The 18506-nt window shown below is 41.5% G+C and carries 9 protein-coding genes; 8 read left to right on the top strand and 1 reads right to left on the bottom strand.

What is annotated here, in order from left to right; all coding sequences use genetic code 11:
- Positions 1 to 670: 670 nt before the first annotated feature.
- The 5 genes from FC093_RS10835 (at position 671) to rpoB (ending at position 15450) form a co-directional block, all read left to right on the top strand.
- The gene (locus FC093_RS10835; protein WP_240743263.1) at positions 671 to 3862 is read left to right on the top strand and encodes a SusC/RagA family TonB-linked outer membrane protein; all 3192 of its coding nucleotides are present in this window, start codon (positions 671 to 673) and stop codon (positions 3860 to 3862) included.
- Positions 3863 to 3874: 12 nt separating this feature from the next.
- Entirely contained in the window at positions 3875 to 5788 is a 1914-nt protein-coding gene (locus tag FC093_RS10830; RefSeq protein ID WP_137261793.1) for a RagB/SusD family nutrient uptake outer membrane protein, read from the top strand.
- A 103-nt stretch (positions 5789 to 5891) separates the two neighbouring features.
- A complete protein-coding gene (locus FC093_RS10825; protein ID WP_240743262.1) occupies positions 5892 to 9272 on the top strand; it encodes a VCBS repeat-containing protein in 3381 nt (1126 codons plus the stop codon).
- Positions 9273 to 9535: 263 nt separating this feature from the next.
- Complete coding sequence (locus FC093_RS10820; RefSeq protein ID WP_137261792.1) at positions 9536 to 10882, top strand: vanadium-dependent haloperoxidase; 1347 nt, start codon at positions 9536 to 9538, stop codon at positions 10880 to 10882.
- A 764-nt stretch (positions 10883 to 11646) separates the two neighbouring features.
- A complete protein-coding gene (gene rpoB / locus FC093_RS10815) occupies positions 11647 to 15450 on the top strand; it encodes a DNA-directed RNA polymerase subunit beta (RefSeq protein ID WP_137261791.1) in 3804 nt (1267 codons plus the stop codon).
- Between the two features lie 83 nt (positions 15451 to 15533).
- Here the strand turns inward: rpoB and FC093_RS10810 are convergent, their stop codons facing one another.
- A complete protein-coding gene (locus tag FC093_RS10810; RefSeq protein ID WP_137261790.1) occupies positions 15534 to 15719 on the bottom strand; it encodes a hypothetical protein in 186 nt (61 codons plus the stop codon).
- 140 nt (positions 15720 to 15859) lie between these two features.
- Here FC093_RS10810 and FC093_RS10805 point away from each other — a divergent pair, with 140 nt between their 5' ends.
- The 3 genes from FC093_RS10805 (at position 15860) to FC093_RS10795 (ending at position 18416) form a co-directional block, all read left to right on the top strand.
- Complete coding sequence (locus FC093_RS10805; RefSeq protein WP_240743261.1) at positions 15860 to 16468, top strand: DUF4294 domain-containing protein; 609 nt, start codon at positions 15860 to 15862, stop codon at positions 16466 to 16468.
- 94 nt (positions 16469 to 16562) lie between these two features.
- Positions 16563 to 17291 (top strand): bacillithiol biosynthesis deacetylase BshB1, encoded by a 729-nt coding sequence (gene bshB1, locus FC093_RS10800; RefSeq protein ID WP_137261789.1) that lies wholly within the window; start codon positions 16563 to 16565, stop codon positions 17289 to 17291.
- A gap of 57 nt (positions 17292 to 17348) precedes the next feature.
- On the top strand, positions 17349 to 18416 hold the full coding sequence (locus FC093_RS10795) for a fatty acid desaturase family protein (protein WP_137261788.1): 1068 nt from the start codon (positions 17349 to 17351) through the stop codon (positions 18414 to 18416).
- Positions 18417 to 18506: the final 90 nt, after the last annotated feature.

Here is an 18506-nt window from a genome sequence, read left to right as displayed (position 1 = left end):
GGTTTTGTTTGATATAATAAGTTTAATGAAGCTAATACACCTCTGGTTATGGGTCTCCGTATATAATGGCAATAAGAAATTAATAGTATGCTCTAAAGTTTTTGCTATTCAGTTGGAAAAACAAATAGTTTAAAGGCAGATTTGCTGCCACTTTTGGTTATGTTAGTTTATTATACAATTTAATAACATAACCGTATTTTAATCAAACCTTACCTTATTTAAACAATGTAGTAACAGCTTAATATTATTATTAGTTTGATGTTTATTTTTAGAAAGTATTGGTTAAAATAAAAAATGTTAAAAAAACATTTATTCTAAGGTTTTAACTACTTTTAACATGTCGTATTAAGATTATTTTATTGTGATATCCTTATTCAAAAGATTAGTACAAGATTGGTACAGATATTCTGAACATAGATCGCTTTTAATGACTATTACTTTTAATTAAACTAAAATTGACTCCTTATGAAAAAGCTACTTTTACTACCAAGACAAACTTAATGATGCTTGTTTTTTATTGCTCTTTTTAATTAAATCGTATCTGTGTTGCCGCGGGTGTTTTGTATGCCTGTTGCATTACAGATATTGCTGCGTTGTACTTCAAACCTAAATTAATTCCACACTTATGCATTATTTTCTCCTTAGAAGAGCTAAGCACCTATTTGCATGTATGCTGTTTACCATAGGCATCAGTGCAATTGCGCTAGCTCAGTCTGTTACTGTAAGAGGAAAAGTAACAAACGAAAAAAGTGAAGCTGTTCCTAACATTTCCGTACTTGTAAAAGGTACCCGCAACGGCGTAACCACAGATGACAATGGCAATTTTGTAATTACAGTGCCCAACAGTAATTCCACACTTGTTTTTTCTTCCATTGGTTACCAGTCGCAGGAAGTACCCGTAGGAAATCAATCTACCATTAATGTAGTACTGAAGGCTGCCGAGGCCGGCCAGTTGGATGCAGTAGTGGTAGTGGGGTATGGTACCCAAAAGAAAGTAACCGTTACCGGCGCAGTGGCGCAGGTAAAAGGTGCTGAACTGGAAAAATCGCCTGTTGTAAACCTTTCCAACTCACTGGCTGGTCGCTTACCGGGCGTAACAACCATACAATCTACCGGCGAGCCGGGCTATGATGGTTCTGCCATTCAGATCAGAGGCACCAATACCTTGGGCAACAGTTCTGCATTAATTGTAATAGACGGTATTCCTGATCGTGTAGGTGGCCTGGATCGCATCAACCCGGCAGATATAGAAAGTTTTTCTGTGTTAAAAGACGCCTCGGCCGCAATTTATGGCGCAAGAGCAGCTAACGGCGTTATTTTAATTACTACTAAACGTGGTAAAAGCGGAAAGCCTATCTTGTCTTACGATTTCAACCAGGGTTGGGCACAGCCCACACGTATTCCAAAGCTGATGAATGCGGTTCAATATGCCACTGCTAATAATGAGTTAGTATTATTTAATAGCGTACCATCAGACCAGTGGAATGCAGCCTGGGAAGCTTTTAAAACAACCGGTACTTATACCCGTACTGATAACGGTGCTACTGTAGATGCTGCCTACCAGCCAGATGATATACAAAAATATGCTGACGGCTCCGATCCCTGGGGACACCCTAATACCGATTGGTACGGCGATGCGCTTAAAACCTGGGCACCACAATCCAAGCATAATGTGCAGATAAGTGGTGGTTCGGAGAACGTAAGGTATCTTGCTTCTCTGGGCTATACGGATCAGGATGGTATTTATAAAAATTCAGCTACCGGCTACAAGCAATATGATCTCCGCTTAAACCTGGATGTAAAAGTTAACAAGTTCATCAATGTTTCTTTAGGATTAAGCGGTCGTGAAGAATACCGTTTCTTCCCTACAGAAAGTGCCGGTTCTATATTCAGAATGCTGATGCGTGGCAAGCCAACAGAGCCTGAAGTATGGCCTAATGGTCTGCCCGGTCCTGACATCGAAAACGGTCAAAATCCAATAGTGATTACAACAAATGCTACCGGTTACGACCATGATAAGCGCGATTACTTTCAAACGAATGGAAAAATAGAAATTAATATTCCGGGTATAGAAGGATTGAAGCTGACAGGTACTGCATCTGTTGATAAAACTTTCTACAACAGAAAACTATGGCAGACACCCTGGTACCTGTATTTCTGGGATCATTCTACATACGAAGATGATGGCGTAACACCTGTATTAACCAAATCGGTACGGTCAACTTATACAGACCCGAGATTAACGCTCTCCAACAGAAATGATTTGAATATATTATTAGGTGGTATGCTGAACTATGACAAAAAAATAGGATCACATACTATCAACCTGCTGGCTGCAGTAACGCGTGAAACGGTGAGCAGCGATAACTTTAATGCTTTCCGCAGGTATTTTATTTCTCCGCTGGTTGACCAATTATTTGCTGGTGGTGATCAGCAAAAAGATAATACAGGAAGTGGTTATGATCGGGCCCGTTTAAGCTATTTTGGGCGTGTAGCTTATAACTACAAAGAAAAATACTTAGCCGAGTTCTTGTGGCGCTATGATGGTTCTTACATCTTTCCAAAAGATTCCCGTTTTGGCTTTTTCCCTGGTATCCTTGCAGGCTGGAATATTTCGGAAGAAAACTTTTTTAAGGATAATGTTTCTTTCATGAATTACCTGAAGCTAAGGGCTTCTTATGGACAAATGGGCAACGACCAGGTATATTATAATGGTACTTTACAAGAATATCAATATCTTAATACCAATGGTTTCTCAACTTACGTCTTAGATGACCAGGTTGAAAAAATTCTGTATGAAACACATTTGGTGAATCCGAACTTTACTTGGGAAAGAGCTAATAATTCTGATATAGGTTTGGAAGGTGCTTTGTTTAAAGGTAAAGTCAATTTTACATTCGATTATTTTTATAATAAAAGAACTAAAATTCTGTGGCAAAGAAGTGGTTCTACCCCTGCCAGTGCCGGTATTACTTTACCTCCCGAAAACTTTGGTAAAGTGGAAAACAAAGGCTGGGAATTTAGCATAGGCTATAATGGCTCCTCGCACGACTTTTCTTATTCAGTAAGTGTGAATGCCGGTTATGCAAAAAATAAAATCCTGTTCTATGATGAAGCTCCTGGTGCTCCTTACTGGCAGAGAGCTACCGGTCACGGCTTTGGAACAAATGGTGCTAACTTCCTTGCTTATGAATACGATGGCGTATTTAAAGATCAGGCAGATATTGATAAAAATACACTGGATTACAGTGGCGTTACCAATGAGCTTCGTCCCGGCGACATGAAGTTTAAGGATATAGGCGGCCGCGATGCTAATGGTAATCCAACCAAGGTACCTGATGGTAAAATTAATGGCGACGACCAGATAAGACTTGATAAAAACAGAGATCCCAGGTTTACAGGTGGTCTTAACATTAATCTCCGTTACAAAAACTTCGACCTTTCTGCTTTGTTCCAGGGCGCTGCGGGCGGTTTGCTGTACATCGGTACCGAGTCGGGCGATATAGGAAACTACTTAGAGTATGCCTGGACACATCGTTGGAGCGTTGATAACCCCAGCAGTGTAGATCCGCGCCTGGCTAACCGTGGAGATACGTATTATACCGGCGGCGGTTATGGAAATAATACCTATTGGCTAAGAAGCAGCGATTATATACGCCTGAAAAATATAGAACTGGGCTACAATGTGCCTACAGACTTTACCAAAAGAGCAGGCATCAGCAACTTCAGAGTGTATGTAAATGCATTTAATTTAGTTACCTGGGATAAAATGAAGATATATGACCCTGAATCAACCAGCAGCGATGGTCATTATTATCCGCAATCGAGAGTGCTGAATGCTGGTGTTAGAATCACTTTTTAAATACGTATGGACATGAAAAAAATAACAGGTTCTCTTTTTATCGTACTACTGCTTGCAGGCGGAATTACATCCTGCAAGCGGGACTTCTTAGATACGCAGCCACTTGATCAGGTGCCCTCCAATCTTGTTTGGACTGATGGAGCGCTGGCCACAGCTTTTGTAAACGGCGTATATAACGACCAAAATACACAAGGTCTTGGTATGGGCGGTTTTGATGAGCAAATGCTGGCTTCGCTAAGTGATGAAGCTGTATTTACACATGCCGGTCGTGGTATCAATACTATTAATGAAGGCTTATTAAGCCCGGAAAATACAGGATGGGTTAGTAATACTTACGACTGGAATGTGATGTATAAGAAAATAAGAGCCGCTAACAGCGCTCTGGAAAATCTTGCAACAGCTACTTTTGATAATCAGGAGTTAAATGATCGTTTACGTGGCGAAACACATTTTTTACGAGGTTATTATTATCAGCAATTGCTTCGTTATTATGGTGCAGTTCCCATTATAACTAAAACCTATGGTTTGGGTGAAGATTATTCTGTTCCCCGTAATACGTACGAAGAATGTGTGAATTTTATAATAAGCGAATGTGATAGTGCTGCTTTATTGCTGGATGGAAAGCCTGGACTGGGTAAAGGCCGTGCAACCAAAGTAGCTGCCCTGGCATTGAAATCAAGAGTGCTGCTGTATGCTGCCAGCGATTTACACGATATTCCTACTGCCAAAGCAAAATCTCCGCTTATTGCCGCTTACCCCAACCCTGAATTTTTAGGTTATGTAAGTGGCGACCGTACTGCCCGCTGGCAGGCTGCCAAAGATGCTGCCAAAGCAGTGTTGGACCAGGGCGGTGGCGGATATAAACTCGATTTAGCTGCACCGGCAAGCCGCGATGAAGCCATTCAAAATTACATTTCTATATCAATGGGTGGTGGCAGCAAGGCGCCGGGTGTAGATGCAACTGCAGCGGTAGAATTGTTGTTCCAAAGAGATTTTGATCCTCAAAAAGATGAATATGCAGGCATCTATGTAGGTCTTGCAAATGGCCCCAATGGCTATCACAACTGGGCCGGCAACTCGCCGATACAAGAGCTGGTAGATGATTATGAAATGATGGACGGAACTAAATTTGACTGGAATAATCCTGCAGAAAAAGCAAATCCTTACGATAACAGAGATCCGCGTTTTTATGCCTCCATTTTGTATGATGGTGCCGGCTGGAAACCGCGTGATAAAATCTCCGGCAATGTAGATCCTGTAAATCAAATACAAGTAGGACAATATGATTTAAAGGTTAAAAATGCACAAACAGGGAACTATGAATTAAAGGTCATTCCTGGATTAGATACGCGCCAGAGTTCAATTGAAAACTGGAATGGTAGCTGGACAGGGTATTACATGAGAAAGTTTATTGATCCTGATCCGAATATTGTGGATAATACAACGCGTCAATACATTCCATGGCCTTTCTTCCGATATACCGAAGCGGTGTTTAACTATGCTGAAGCTTGTATTGAATTGGGGTTGGATGATGAAGCAAAGACGTGGCTGAACAAAATTCGTTTTCGTGCTGGTATGCCTGCAATTACCGAAACAGGCGATGCATTGCGGCAGCGATACCGTAACGAGCGCCGTATAGAAATGGCTTACGAAGAGCAGCGCTATCACGATGCCCGCCGCTGGATGATTGCTCCGGAAACGCTGGGAAGAAAAACAGTTTACATTAATGTAGTGGGTAAATTTAAACCAGGTAAGGAATTGAAGGACGTATATCATAAAGATGAATCTATCTATGATTATACTTATACGCCTACAGAAGTCAACTCGCTTGAAAACAGGATATGGGTAGATAAGATGTACTTTAGACCTATCAGCCGCGATGAAATGAATAGGAATGCTAAGCTTATTCAGAACCCGGGTTATTAAGATATAATAATTTATTTAGCTTTTATTTTAAAAATCAATGCCGGCATTTACCGCTGGCATTGATTTTTTTTAGTATCTCTGTTCCATATAAATTCTATCCGCTTTGTCACGCTTTACTTTTAGTGCTGCTTATAACTTGTTGTTGGCTTTTATTAGTTTGCTGTTTACTGCCTGTTCTTCACCTTCCGGAAACAATAAAGCCACCAAAAAAGATTCTATGTTTGCCTTATTGCCACCGGAGCAAACCGGTGTTACGTTTAATAATGTGCTGGAAGAAGGGTTAAATACCAATGTGCTGATGTATGAATACTTTTATAATGGGGGTGGTGTGGCTGCAGGCGATGTAAATGGCGATGGCTTGCAGGACCTTTATTTTTCGGGCAACATGGTTAATAACAAATTGTACCTGAATAAAGGAGGACTAAGATTTGAGGACATTACCGGTCAGTCCGGTGTTGCCGGCAGGCCTGGTCCCTGGAAAACCGGTGTAACCATGGCCGATGTAAACGGCGATGGAAAGCTGGACATTTATGTTTGCTACAGTGGTAAGCTACGTGCCGAAAAAAGGATCAATCAATTATTTATTAATCAAGGCAGCGACAAAGGTGGCATCCCGCATTTTGCGGAGCAGGCTGCGCAATATGGGCTCGCTGATTCTTCTTTCAGCACACAAGCCTATTTTTTCGATTACGACCGGGATGGTGATTTGGATATGTTGTTACTAAATCATAACCCTAATTCATTACCTGTATTAGATGCTCCCAGCACCGCAGCAGAACTGCAACAGGCAGACCCAAACATCGGCATCAAGCTATACCGGAATGATAAAAAGGTATTTAAGAATGTAACCGATGATTCCGGCATCAGCAGTTCTTCATTGACGTATGGACTGGGCGCAGGCATTGCAGACCTCAATAATGATGGCTGGCCAGATATGTACATTTGCGATGATTATACTGTACCGGATTATTTATACATTAATAATAAAAACGGCACATTTACCGACGTAAAAAAGACGGCTTTAGGCCATACCACACACTTTGGAATGGGCAACGATGTAGGTGATATAAATAATGATGGACTGCCCGACATTCTATCACTCGATATGCTGCCCGAAGATAATCACCGGCAGAAAATGCTGATGGCACCCGACAATTATGAGAAATATGATCTGATGCTTGCCAGCGGTTTTTATTACCAATACATGCGCAACATGCTGCAGGTAAATAATGGTAATGGTACTTTTAGTGAAGTGGGACAATTGGCAGGCATCTCTAATACCGATTGGAGCTGGGCTGCATTGCTGGCAGATTACGACAACGATGGCTGGAAAGATATGTTCATCACTAACGGTTATACCCGCGATTATACCAACATGGATTTTTTAAAATACATGAACGATTATATTCAAAACAATAGTGGTGATATACGGCGGCAAAATGTACTGGACCTGGTGCAAAAAATGACATCGAGCGATGTGGTAAATTACATGTTTAAAAACAACGGTAATCTCACATTTAGTAATGTAAGCGACAGTTGGGGCTTTAGCCTTCCATCTAATAGCAATGGTGGTGTATATGCTGATTTGGATAATGATGGCGCACTCGATTTAATCGTCAATAACATCAACAAACCGGCATTTATTTATCATAACCTTGCTACAAAAAACAGTAATAAATATCTGCAAATAAAACTGGAAGGTGATGGCATGAATACGCAGGGCATTGGTGCCAAAGTGTTTGTATATGCAAAAGGTGCTGTGCAGTATGCAGAGCAAATGCCGGCACGTGGTTATCAATCTTCGGTATCGCCCATTGTGCACTTCGGGATGGCTAATAATGTGCTGATTGATTCGCTGCGCATTGTATGGCTTAGCGGCAAGCAGCAATTATTAAAGGAGATAAAAACAAACCAACTGCTCACTTTAGAAGAGAAAAACGCCACCGCGCCTTATCATTACCATGCACCTTCAAATACTTTATTTACCGAAACAAAATCGCCCATTATATTTCAACAAACCTCCAATAATATCAACGATTTTAAACGCCAGCCATTAATGATAAATCCGATGTCTTTTGCAGGTCCCTGCATGATAAAAGGAGATGTAAATGGTGATGGATTGGAAGATGTGTTTATTGGCGGAGAGCCTGGTACGGCAGGAGCCATTTTTATACAACAAAAAAGTGGCACATTCGCAGCTATGGCGCAGCCGGCTTTGGATGCGGATAAAATGAGTGCCGATGCTGATGCAGCTTTTTTTGATGCCAATGGCGATGGTTTTACCGACTTGTATGTTGCCAGTGGCGGCTACCACAACTTTGAGCCGGAAGATCCGTTGCTGCAAGACCGTTTATATCTGAATGACGGCAAAGGAAACTTCACAAAAAGTACAGATGCCTTGCCTAAAATGCTTACCAGCAAAGGCTGCGTGCGGGTAACTGATATAAATGGTGATAATCATCCCGATATATTTGTAGGCAGCCGTGTGATTCCCGGCAACTATCCCGAAACACCGCAAAGCTTTTTGTTGATTAATGATGGCAAAGGGCATTTTACCGATCAAATAAAAACTATTGCACCGGTATTGCAAAGTGCAGGTATGGTAAGCGATGCTGCATGGATGGATATAAATGGTGATAACAAAGAAGACTTAATAGTGGTAGGCGAGTGGATGCCCGTATCTGTTTTTATTAATGCAAATGGCAAGCTGCAAAATGAAACAAGTAATTATTTTGATAAATCGTATAATGGCTGGTGGAACAAGCTATTAGTACATGATGTGAATGGTGATGGCAAGCCGGACTTGGTAATTGGTAATTTGGGGTTAAATACGCAATGTAAAGTAAGCAACAAAGAACCGGCAGAGATGTATTACAAAGACTTTGATGACAATGGCTCGGTAGATCCAATCCTTTGCTTTTATATTCAGGGTAAAAGTTATCCGTATGTAACCCGCGATGAACTGCTGGACCAGATGAGCACCATGCGTACAAAATATACCAACTATGCTGATTATGCAGACCAAACAATACAGCAGGTCTTTAGCAGCGATGATTTAAAAGATGCCGGTCATTTAACAGCAAATTGCTTAAGCACTATGTATTTTGAAATGGGCACCAATGGAAAATTTATCAGCAAGCCTTTACCCATACAAGCACAGGAGTCGCCCGTGTTTACCATTACGCCGCTTGATTATAATAGCGATGGTATAGAAGATTTACTCCTATGCGGCAATATTAACAGAGCAAGATTGCGTTTTGGTAAATACGATGCAAACTATGGTGTATTACTAAAAGGCAATGGCAAAGGCAGCTTTGAATATATTCCGCAATGGCAGTCGGGCTTTAATATCTGGGGCGATGTAAGAAGCGTACTTTCTATCAATAATACCTTGCTGTTTGGTATTAATCAGGCACCGTTGAAAGCGTATCAGTTTAAAAAACAAAATGATAAAAATATAACGGCAAAGGCGCAGCAACCGTAAAAGGTTGTATGTTTAATTAGTTCTAATAAAAAATTCCGGTGGTGTTCCGGAATGTAAGATGGTTTTAAAGATCTATGCTATTTAAAATAGCTTTTATTTGTATAGTATTGATAAATTTAGAAAATAAGAATGTCTGTTCACCTTATTTATGGTTCCTTTTAAGCCATCTTACATTTAAAAACACTACCAAAATTTCTTCGCGTTTCAGTGTCTTTGCGGTAAAAAGAATAAACATTTATTGCAGCATTGATAAAGTGCTTTTCATGAAAAAGATTCTTGTTTTTGCAGTAGTCGTGCTCTTGCTAAACAGCAGTTGCCAACAAAAAAGAGCTCCCCAATTAACCAGCGCTGACATTGGTAAGGTCATTAACCAAATGACCGAACTAATGATCCACGACATTACCAATCCGCCGCTGGCAGCAAGGTTTTTTAGTTATGCATGTTTAGCTGGTTACGAAGTTGTTTCGGAAAATAATACTGCTTTTAAATCCATGCACGGCATTGTGCGTGATTATCCGGCTATCGCAAGGCCCGATTCCATCAAAGGCTATTCATCACAGTTGGCTGCGGTGCTGGCAATGATAGAAACTGCCAAAAAACTGCAACCTTCCGGCTCGTTGCTGAACAAGTATGAGCAAACATTTTTAGACTCCTGCAAAAACATTGGCTTTAACGATGAAACAGTGGAGCAGTCGCTCCGGTATGCGCAGGTGATCAGCAGGTCTATATTGCAGTATGCAAAGGCAGACGCTTACAATAAATTAAGCAACCTGCCGCGCTATACGCCCATTAACAAAGAAGGTTGCTGGTATCCTACACCACCTGCATACATAGCAGCTATCGAGCCTTATTTTAGCAGGGTGCGCCCTTTTTTGCTCGACTCCGCCGGCCAGTTTCGCGTAGCGCCGCCAACGCCTTTTTCCAAAGATAAAAACAGCGCTTTTTACAAGTTGATGTATGCCAATTATCAACAGGCAGAAGACAGCTTATCGGAAGAAAATCGTCATATAGCAGCATTTTGGGACTGCAACCCATTTGCTGTGCAAGACCAGGGGCATTTGATGATTGGATTAAAGAAAATATCACCCGGGGCACACTGGCTGGGCATTACCAATATTGTATGTGGACAAACAGGCAAATCGTTTGAAGAAACCTTGTTTATCCATACCGTAGTAGCAATGGGGCTCATGGATAGTTTTATGGCTTGTTGGGACGAAAAATACCGCAGCAACCGTATTCGTCCTGAAACAGCTATCCGCCAGTTGATAGATGTGCGTTGGAAACCTTTGCTGCAAACACCACCATTTCCCGAATACCTGAGCGGGCACTCCTGCATATCTACTACTTCGGCCACCATACTCTCGCATTATTTTGGTGAGCATGTTGGTTTTACCGATACTGTTGAAGTACGCTACGGTTTGCCACCACGACATTTTAATTCTTTCAACCAGGCGGCCGAAGAAGCCGCTATCTCGCGGTTTTACGGCGGCATTCATTTTATGGATGCTATTACTGAAGGTGTGGAGCAAGGTAAAAAGGTAGGCGAGTGGGTGATTGGTAAAATGGATAAAGCTAATGTGGATGGAGCACTGGCAGAGAGGGGAAAATAGATAATAAAATTATGAACTATCTTGAAGCCCGCTTTCACCCTTTTTCCTGTTTTTGTTTTAGGCAGTTGCGCTAAAAATGCAAAACAAATTCTAGCTAAAGAGATACTGTGAGGAGCAGGCAGTTAGGATTATTAGATGCGGATGAAAGAATTATAAAATTTACAGCAAACTATAAAAGGAAGTTACTGGCAGCCTCTTTACAAAAACAAAAGAGTTGTTCATTATTGGATAGATGAGCGGTATGCTGATAAAAATTCCATTAAGTACGCCTATTTTGCTGATATTAAAATGATTGATACAATTTTCAAAACTAAAGCACTAACACAAGTATCCTACCTGACCCTGACCGAAATGGACAGCTTCAAGGTTTAAAACGTATATTTAAGGGAATAAAAAGAAGTGCGAAGCTTTTCAATGCCATTATTGATAAGTGGCGCCAGAATAACTTCAAAGGATGACCAACTATATATATATTGTGAGTAATTGGTCAATTGTCGTAAGCCCCTTTAAAACTTTTTCTCTAAAAAAATTACTATAATTCTTCTGTCAAATTTTGTTAAACCAACAAAATCCCTTATAAATTTGTTTTTAATTTGCACCATATTGCTTAATTTTGCCCTCCTTTTGTTATGAGCTAATTTATACAAGGGAGAAACATAGATGCGCATCCAATTTTGTTTCTCTTATTTTCAATGCATTGAGCCTTTTCCGTTCGCCAGAATGTGAAAGGTACTTTTTAAGCAAAAAACCGGTTAAATACAGATATGTCATCAACACAAGTTCAAAACAGGGTCAGCTTCGGTAAAACAAAACACCTTGCTGAAACCCCTGATTTATTAGACATTCAGTTACAATCTTTCCGAGAGTTTTTCCAATTAGAAACCACACCAGACAAACGCAACGTAGAAGGTTTGTTCCGCGTGTTTAAGGAAAACTTTCCCATTACCGACACGAGAAACATTTTCGTGCTCGAATTTTTAGATTATTTTATTGATCCGCCGCGCTACACCATTGAAGAGTGTATGGAGCGCGGTTTGACTTATGCTGTTCCGTTAAAAGCAAAGCTTCGCCTGAGCTGTAACGATGAAGAACACGTTGACTTCCAAACTATTGTACAGGATGTGTTTTTGGGAAACATTCCGTACATGACGCCACGCGGTACTTTTGTTATCAATGGTGCTGAGCGTGTTGTCGTTTCCCAGTTGCACCGTTCACCCGGTGTATTCTTTGGTCAATCTATTCACCCCAACGGAACCAAGATTTACTCAGCCAGAGTAATTCCGTTCAAAGGTGCGTGGATGGAGTTTGCTACCGACATCAACAATGTAATGTATGCTTACATTGACCGTAAAAAGAAATTTCCGGTAACTACCCTGCTGCGTTCTATTGGCTACGAAACAGATAAGGACATTCTGGAACTGTTTGGTATGGCTACGGAAGTGTCTGCCGATAAAAAATCGTTGCAGAAACATGCCGGTAAAAAATTGGCAGCACGTGTTTTAAGAACATGGGTAGAAGATTTTGTGGATGAAGACACTGGTGAAGTAGTATCTATCGAGCGTAACGAAGTAGTATTGGAACGTGATACTATTTTGGATGACGAAGCTATTTCTTTGATTGCTGAAGTAGAGGCTAAAAGCGTGTTCGTGCAGCGTGAAGATGTTGGCGGCGATTATGCAATCATCTACAACACTTTAAATAAAGATACCTCTAACAGTGAGTTGGAAGCGGTGCAGCACATCTATCGCCAGTTGCGCGGTGCTGATGCTCCGGACAACGAAACTGCCCGTGGTATTATTGATAAATTGTTCTTCAGCGATAAACGCTACGATCTGGGCGAAGTTGGTCGTTATAAAATCAACCGTAAACTGGGCGTTACGCAAAAGCTGGAAAATAAAGTATTAACGAAAGAAGATATCATTGAAATCATCAAATACCTGGTGCGTCTGACCAATGGCAAAGCAGAAATTGATGATATTGATCACCTGAGCAACCGCCGGGTACGTACCGTAGGCGAGCAGTTATATGCTCAGTTTGGTGTAGGTCTGGCACGTATGGCGCGTACCATCCGTGAAAGAATGAACGTAAGAGATAATGAAGTATTTACGCCGGTTGATTTGATTAACGCGCGTACATTGTCTTCTGTTATCAATTCCTTCTTTGGTACATCGCAGTTAAGCCAGTTCTTAGACCAGACCAATCCGCTTTCTGAAATTACGCACAAGCGCCGTATTTCCGCACTCGGACCCGGAGGTTTGAGCCGCGAACGTGCAGGCTTTGAAGTGCGTGACGTACACTATAGTCACTATGGCCGCTTGTGTACCATTGAAACACCGGAAGGTCCAAACATTGGTTTGATTTCTACGCTTTGCGTGCATGCCCAGGTGAATGATATGGGCTTTATTGAAACGCCTTATCATAAAGTGCATGACGGTAAAGTAGAATTAAACTCACTGAAATTTTTAAGTGCCGAAGAAGAAGATACCGCTAAAATCGCCCAATCTAATGTTGAGTTAGATGAAAAGGGCAATTTTGTGGAAGATAGAATTGTAAGCCGCGAAACAGGTGACTTCCCTATTCTGGAAAAGAATGATGTGCAATACATGGATGTGGCGCCTAACCAGATTGTAGGGTTGAGTGCTTCGTTGATTCCGTTCCTGGAACATGATGATGCCAACCGTGCGCTGATGGGCTCTAACATGCAACGCCAGGCGGTGCCGTTGATTCTGCCACAAGCGCCAATTGTAGGTACTGGTTTGGAAGGCAAAGCTGCCCGCGATGCACGCATCCAGATACATGCAGATGGAAATGGGGTAGTGGAATTTGTAGATGCTAAAGAAATTCATGTTCGCTACAATCGTAACGATGCAGACCGTCTGGTAAGCTTCGAAGATGATTTGGTGGTTTATCGCTTAACAAAGTTCATCAAAACCAACCAGTCCACTTCTATCAACCTTCGTCCGGCTGTAAAGAAAGGGCAAAAGGTGGTAAAAGGCGACTTTTTAACCGAAGGCTACGCAACCAAAGATGGTGAATTAGCACTTGGTCGCAACCTGCAGGTGGCATTTATGCCGTGGAAAGGTTACAACTTTGAGGATGCTATCGTTATCAACGAAAAAGTAGTTCGCGAAGATTTGTTTACCTCTATCCATATTGAAGAATATGAACTGGAAGTACGCGATACCAAGCTGGGTGAAGAAGAATTGACTTCTGATATTCCTAACGTTTCGGAAGAAGCTACCAAAGATTTGGATGAAAACGGTATTATCCGCATAGGTGCACAGGTGCGTGAAGGTGATATTCTGATTGGTAAAATCACCCCTAAAGGCGAAAGTGATCCTACACCGGAAGAAAAGCTGTTGCGTGCTATCTTCGGCGATAAAGCCGGCGATGCCAAAGATGCTTCTTTAAAAGCACCAAACGGTACCGAAGGGGTAGTGATTGACAAGAAATTATTTCAGCGCGCCAAAAAAGATAAAAACGGCAAGATTCGTGAAAAAGCACAGCTTGAAAAAGTAGAGAAAGTACACGACAAAAATGAAGAAGACCTGAAAAATCTGTTGCTGGAAAAACTGCAATTAGTATTGAAGGATAAAACTTCTGCCGGTGTAAGTAACAATTTTGGTGAAATGCTGATTGGAAAAGGATCTAAGTTCAATCCAAAGAATTTGGCTTCTATTGACTATCAGAATGTAAATCCATTAGGCTGGACTGGTGATGCAACGATTGATAATCAAATCAACGTGTTGCTGCACAACTTTAATATCAAGTACAACGAAGAGCTGGGTCGTTATAAGCGTGAGAAATTCAACATCTCTATTGGTGACGAATTACCGGCTGGTGTGTTAAAGTTAGCCAAAGTATATCTTGCTGTTAAGCGTAAGCTGAAAGTAGGTGATAAAATGGCTGGTCGCCACGGTAACAAAGGTATTGTAGCAAAGATTGTACGTGCCGAGGACATGCCGTTTATGGAAGATGGCACTCCGGTTGATATTGTGCTGAATCCATTGGGTGTACCAAGCCGTATGAATCTCGGTCAGATTTATGAAACCATTCTTGGTTGGACCGGTAAGAAACTGGGCGTGAAGTTCGCAACCCCAATTTTTGATGGTGCTACGCCGGAAGAAATTGCACAATATTGCGAGCAGGCTGGTATTCCTTCTATGGGGCACACGTACCTGTATGATGGTGAAACTGGCGAACGCTTCCACCAGAAAGCTACAGTGGGTATCATTTATATGATTAAGCTGCACCACATGGTGGATGATAAGATGCACGCCCGTTCTATCGGACCATATAGCCTGATTACACAGCAGCCGCTGGGTGGTAAGGCGCAGTTTGGTGGTCAGCGTTTTGGTGAAATGGAGGTGTGGGCACTTGAAGCGTATGGTGCTTCCAACATTTTGCAGGAACTGTTAACCATTAAGTCTGATGATATCATCGGCCGTGCAAAGACATACGAAGCTATCGTAAAAGGCGAAAACATTCCAAGAGCTGGTATTCCTGAATCATTCAATGTATTGGTTCATGAGTTGAGAGGCTTGGGCTTGGATTTGAAGTTTGAATAAATCCTTTTAAGATGTAAAATATAATCGCCGCTTTCAGTGATGAGAGCGGCGGTTTTTGTTTATAAAGTGTTCACAGTTAATTTCTATATTCTATAGAAAAGTATAGCACCAGAAAAATAAAAAGAATCTGTTTTTACAATCCTCCCTCCACCTAATATCTCTTTATCCTTCGCCAGTTTTTCATGAAATAAATCTGGACGCTGATTGTTCCAGCTTTTATCAAAAATAGTAATTGATACTTCATATTTATTTAATTCTTCTACTGCCATAGTGTAAAAGTATTATCCCATTCCCCACAAACTTTATAAAAAACATAACACCGAAACCCTCAACTTTATCTACGCCCAAAGTATTAAATAAAAAACGGATTCCTAATTTTACATACGTGCTTTTTGCCCGAAAACATATTATGCAAGCCCTTCTTGTTTCAGCCTTTTTACTGCTGCTGAATACAATGACTATAGCACAAAATGGCACTGGTCCTTACGATACCATCCGCGTGGGCGCCTGTATAGAAGCCAATGGCGATACCATCCCCTGCAGTTGGCTGCCGCCTTACCTTACGGTTACCCGGGAAACAAGGAAGAGCCGCCGCATGGCTGCCGAATGGACGCGCCTGCGCAATGCGGTGTATGTTACTTATCCGTATGCTATAAAAGCAAGTGCGATAATGAATCAGATCAATGCCGAGCTGGCGAATGTAACGGATAAGAAGAAGCGCAAAGCCATTATAAAAGCACACGAAAAAGAATTGAAAAAAGAGTTTGCAGATAAGCTCACGCAGTTATCTGTTTATCAGGGCAAAGTATTAATGAAACTCATTTACCGCCAAACCGGCAATAACTGCTACGAAATAATACAGGAATACAAAGGCGGCTTTTCAGCAGGCTTTTGGCAAACGGTGGCTGTAGTGTTTGGCAGCAACCTCAGGCAGCAATACGACCCCAATGGTACAGATAAACCTATGGAATCTATCGTGGTGGATGTGGAAAGAATGTACGGACACCGGAGAGGCTAAGTAACTTTTGCTCTTTATACTACACGCTATCAAACTGAAATAATATCCAACTTTAACGGCAAGTTGCTTTTATACGCCGTACTTTTGCGTCTTTATGAAAGCAGATATTCTGGCTTTTGGCGTGCACCCCGATGATTTGGAATTAGGTTGCGGTGGCACGCTGATAGCAGCTATTGCCGAAGGCAAAAAAGTAGCAGTAATAGATCTTACCCGTGGCGAATTGGGCACACGCGGCTCTGCTGAAATCCGTGCTAAAGAGGCCACTGCCGCGGCTGAAGTGTTGGGCGTTCATGCCCGCGAAAATTTAGGCATGGCAGATGGTTTTTTTGAACATAACGAAGCTAATCTCTGTAAGATTATTGTTGCTATCCGTAAGTACCAGCCTCAAATAGTTATTTGCAGTGCGCCCGAAGATCGTCATCCCGACCACGGGCGTAGCTCCAAACTTATTTCGGATGCCGCTTTTTTATCGGGCTTAAGAAAAGTAGTAACAACATTAGACGGACAACCACAGGAAAGCTGGCGGCCGGCACAGGTATTTCACTACATACAAGACCGCTATTTAAAGCCGGATTTTGTGTACGACATCTCGCCTTATTTTGAGCAAAAGATGAAAGCTGTACTTTGTTATGGCACACAGTTTAATACAACAGATACCAGCGAGCCGGCAACGTATATTTCTAATCCCGACTTTATGGATGTGATACGCGCACGCGCCCTGATGTTTGGCAAACGTATTGGCGTAAATTTTGCCGAAGGCTACATTACACAAAAAATGATAGGCATTACCAGCTTTGATAATATTATTAATAATGTGACCTGAGATATGATAACAGAATAGATAAACACTTACCAAGAACCAGTATAACAGATAGTTAGCATGACACCCAAGTTTGCAAATCCCAAGCAGTCTTTTCACGTAGAACTGAAGAAAAGAATTAACCAGTATTTTGATGCTACCGGCAAAGAAACTACCGGCGGCTGGCGATTGATTGCCAAAGCCCTGATTTTGGTAACCTCGCTTATTTACATCTATGTACATTTAGTATTTTTTACGCCAAATTGGCCATTAGCTTTATTGTATAGTGCTTTGCTGGGTTTTATTACAGCAGCCATAGGGTTCAATATTATGCACGATGGCAGCCACGGTAGTTTTAGCAAGTATAAATGGTTGAATAAAACAGCATCAAATGTAGCCGAATTCATTGGTGCCAGCCAGTTTATGTGGAATATGAAACACAATGTTATCCATCACGCGTATGCCAATGTGGATGGCATTGATGATGATATTGATGCGAAGCCCATTTTGCGTATGGCACCTACACAAAAACACTATAAAATTCATCGTTTTCAGCATTTATACTTCTGGGTGTTTTATGCATTCCTGCACCTGTACTGGACCATGATGAGCGATTACCGCAAGTATTTTACAAAAAAGATTGGTGATATTCCACTTAAGAAAATGAGCGTAAAAGATCATATTGCTTTCTGGGCTTTCAAGATTGCGCATTATGGTTTGTTTATTGTAATTCCTATCTGGCAGGTTGGCTTTATGAACTGGCTGATTGGTTACACGGTCTTCACGGTGTGTGTAGGTTTTACTATTTCCATTGTATTCCAGTTGGCGCATACGGTAGAGCATACGCAGTTCCCGGTGCCCGATGCTGTTACCCACAAGCTGGAAGACGAATGGGCTATCCACCAGTTGAAGACAACCGCCAATTTTGCTACGCGCAACAAATTTATTTCGTGGTATGTGGGTGGATTGAACTTTCAGATAGAGCATCATTTATTCCCCAAAATTTCGCATATACATTATCCTGCCATCAGCAAAATTATTAAGCAGGCTTGCAAGGAGCATGGTGTAGTGTATGTAGAATACCGCCGTATGCACCAGGCTGTAGCTTCGCACATTTCATTTTTAAAAGAAATGGGAAAAGCTTCTTAAACAGCATTTGCCTGTAACTTATAAATAAAAAAGCCATCCTTTTAGGTGGCTTTTTTATTTTTCTTACCGCAGAGGGTAAAGAAAGCCGGG

The sequence above is a fragment of the Ilyomonas limi genome, from assembly GCF_005233845.1.
GTDB classification, from domain to species: Bacteria; Bacteroidota; Bacteroidia; order Chitinophagales; family Chitinophagaceae; genus Ilyomonas; species Ilyomonas limi.
Note: the sequence above shows the minus strand (reverse complement) of the source record. Positions and strands in the feature narration are given on the sequence as shown.

Excerpts from the sequence above, each read along its gene's own strand:
- FC093_RS10820 (WP_137261792.1), top strand. The coding sequence starts at position 9,536 with ATGAAAAAGATTCTTGTTTTTGCAGTAGTCGTGCTCTTGCTAAACAGC.
- FC093_RS10805 (WP_240743261.1), top strand. The coding sequence starts at position 15,860 with ATGCAAGCCCTTCTTGTTTCAGCCTTTTTACTGCTGCTGAATACAATG.
- bshB1 (WP_137261789.1), top strand. The coding sequence starts at position 16,563 with ATGAAAGCAGATATTCTGGCTTTTGGCGTGCACCCCGATGATTTGGAA.
- FC093_RS10810 (WP_137261790.1), bottom strand. The coding sequence starts at position 15,719 with ATGGCAGTAGAAGAATTAAATAAATATGAAGTATCAATTACTATTTTT.
- FC093_RS10795 (WP_137261788.1), top strand. The coding sequence starts at position 17,349 with ATGACACCCAAGTTTGCAAATCCCAAGCAGTCTTTTCACGTAGAACTG.
- FC093_RS10835 (WP_240743263.1), top strand. The coding sequence starts at position 671 with ATGCTGTTTACCATAGGCATCAGTGCAATTGCGCTAGCTCAGTCTGTT.
- rpoB (WP_137261791.1), top strand. The coding sequence starts at position 11,647 with ATGTCATCAACACAAGTTCAAAACAGGGTCAGCTTCGGTAAAACAAAA.
- FC093_RS10830 (WP_137261793.1), top strand. The coding sequence starts at position 3,875 with ATGAAAAAAATAACAGGTTCTCTTTTTATCGTACTACTGCTTGCAGGC.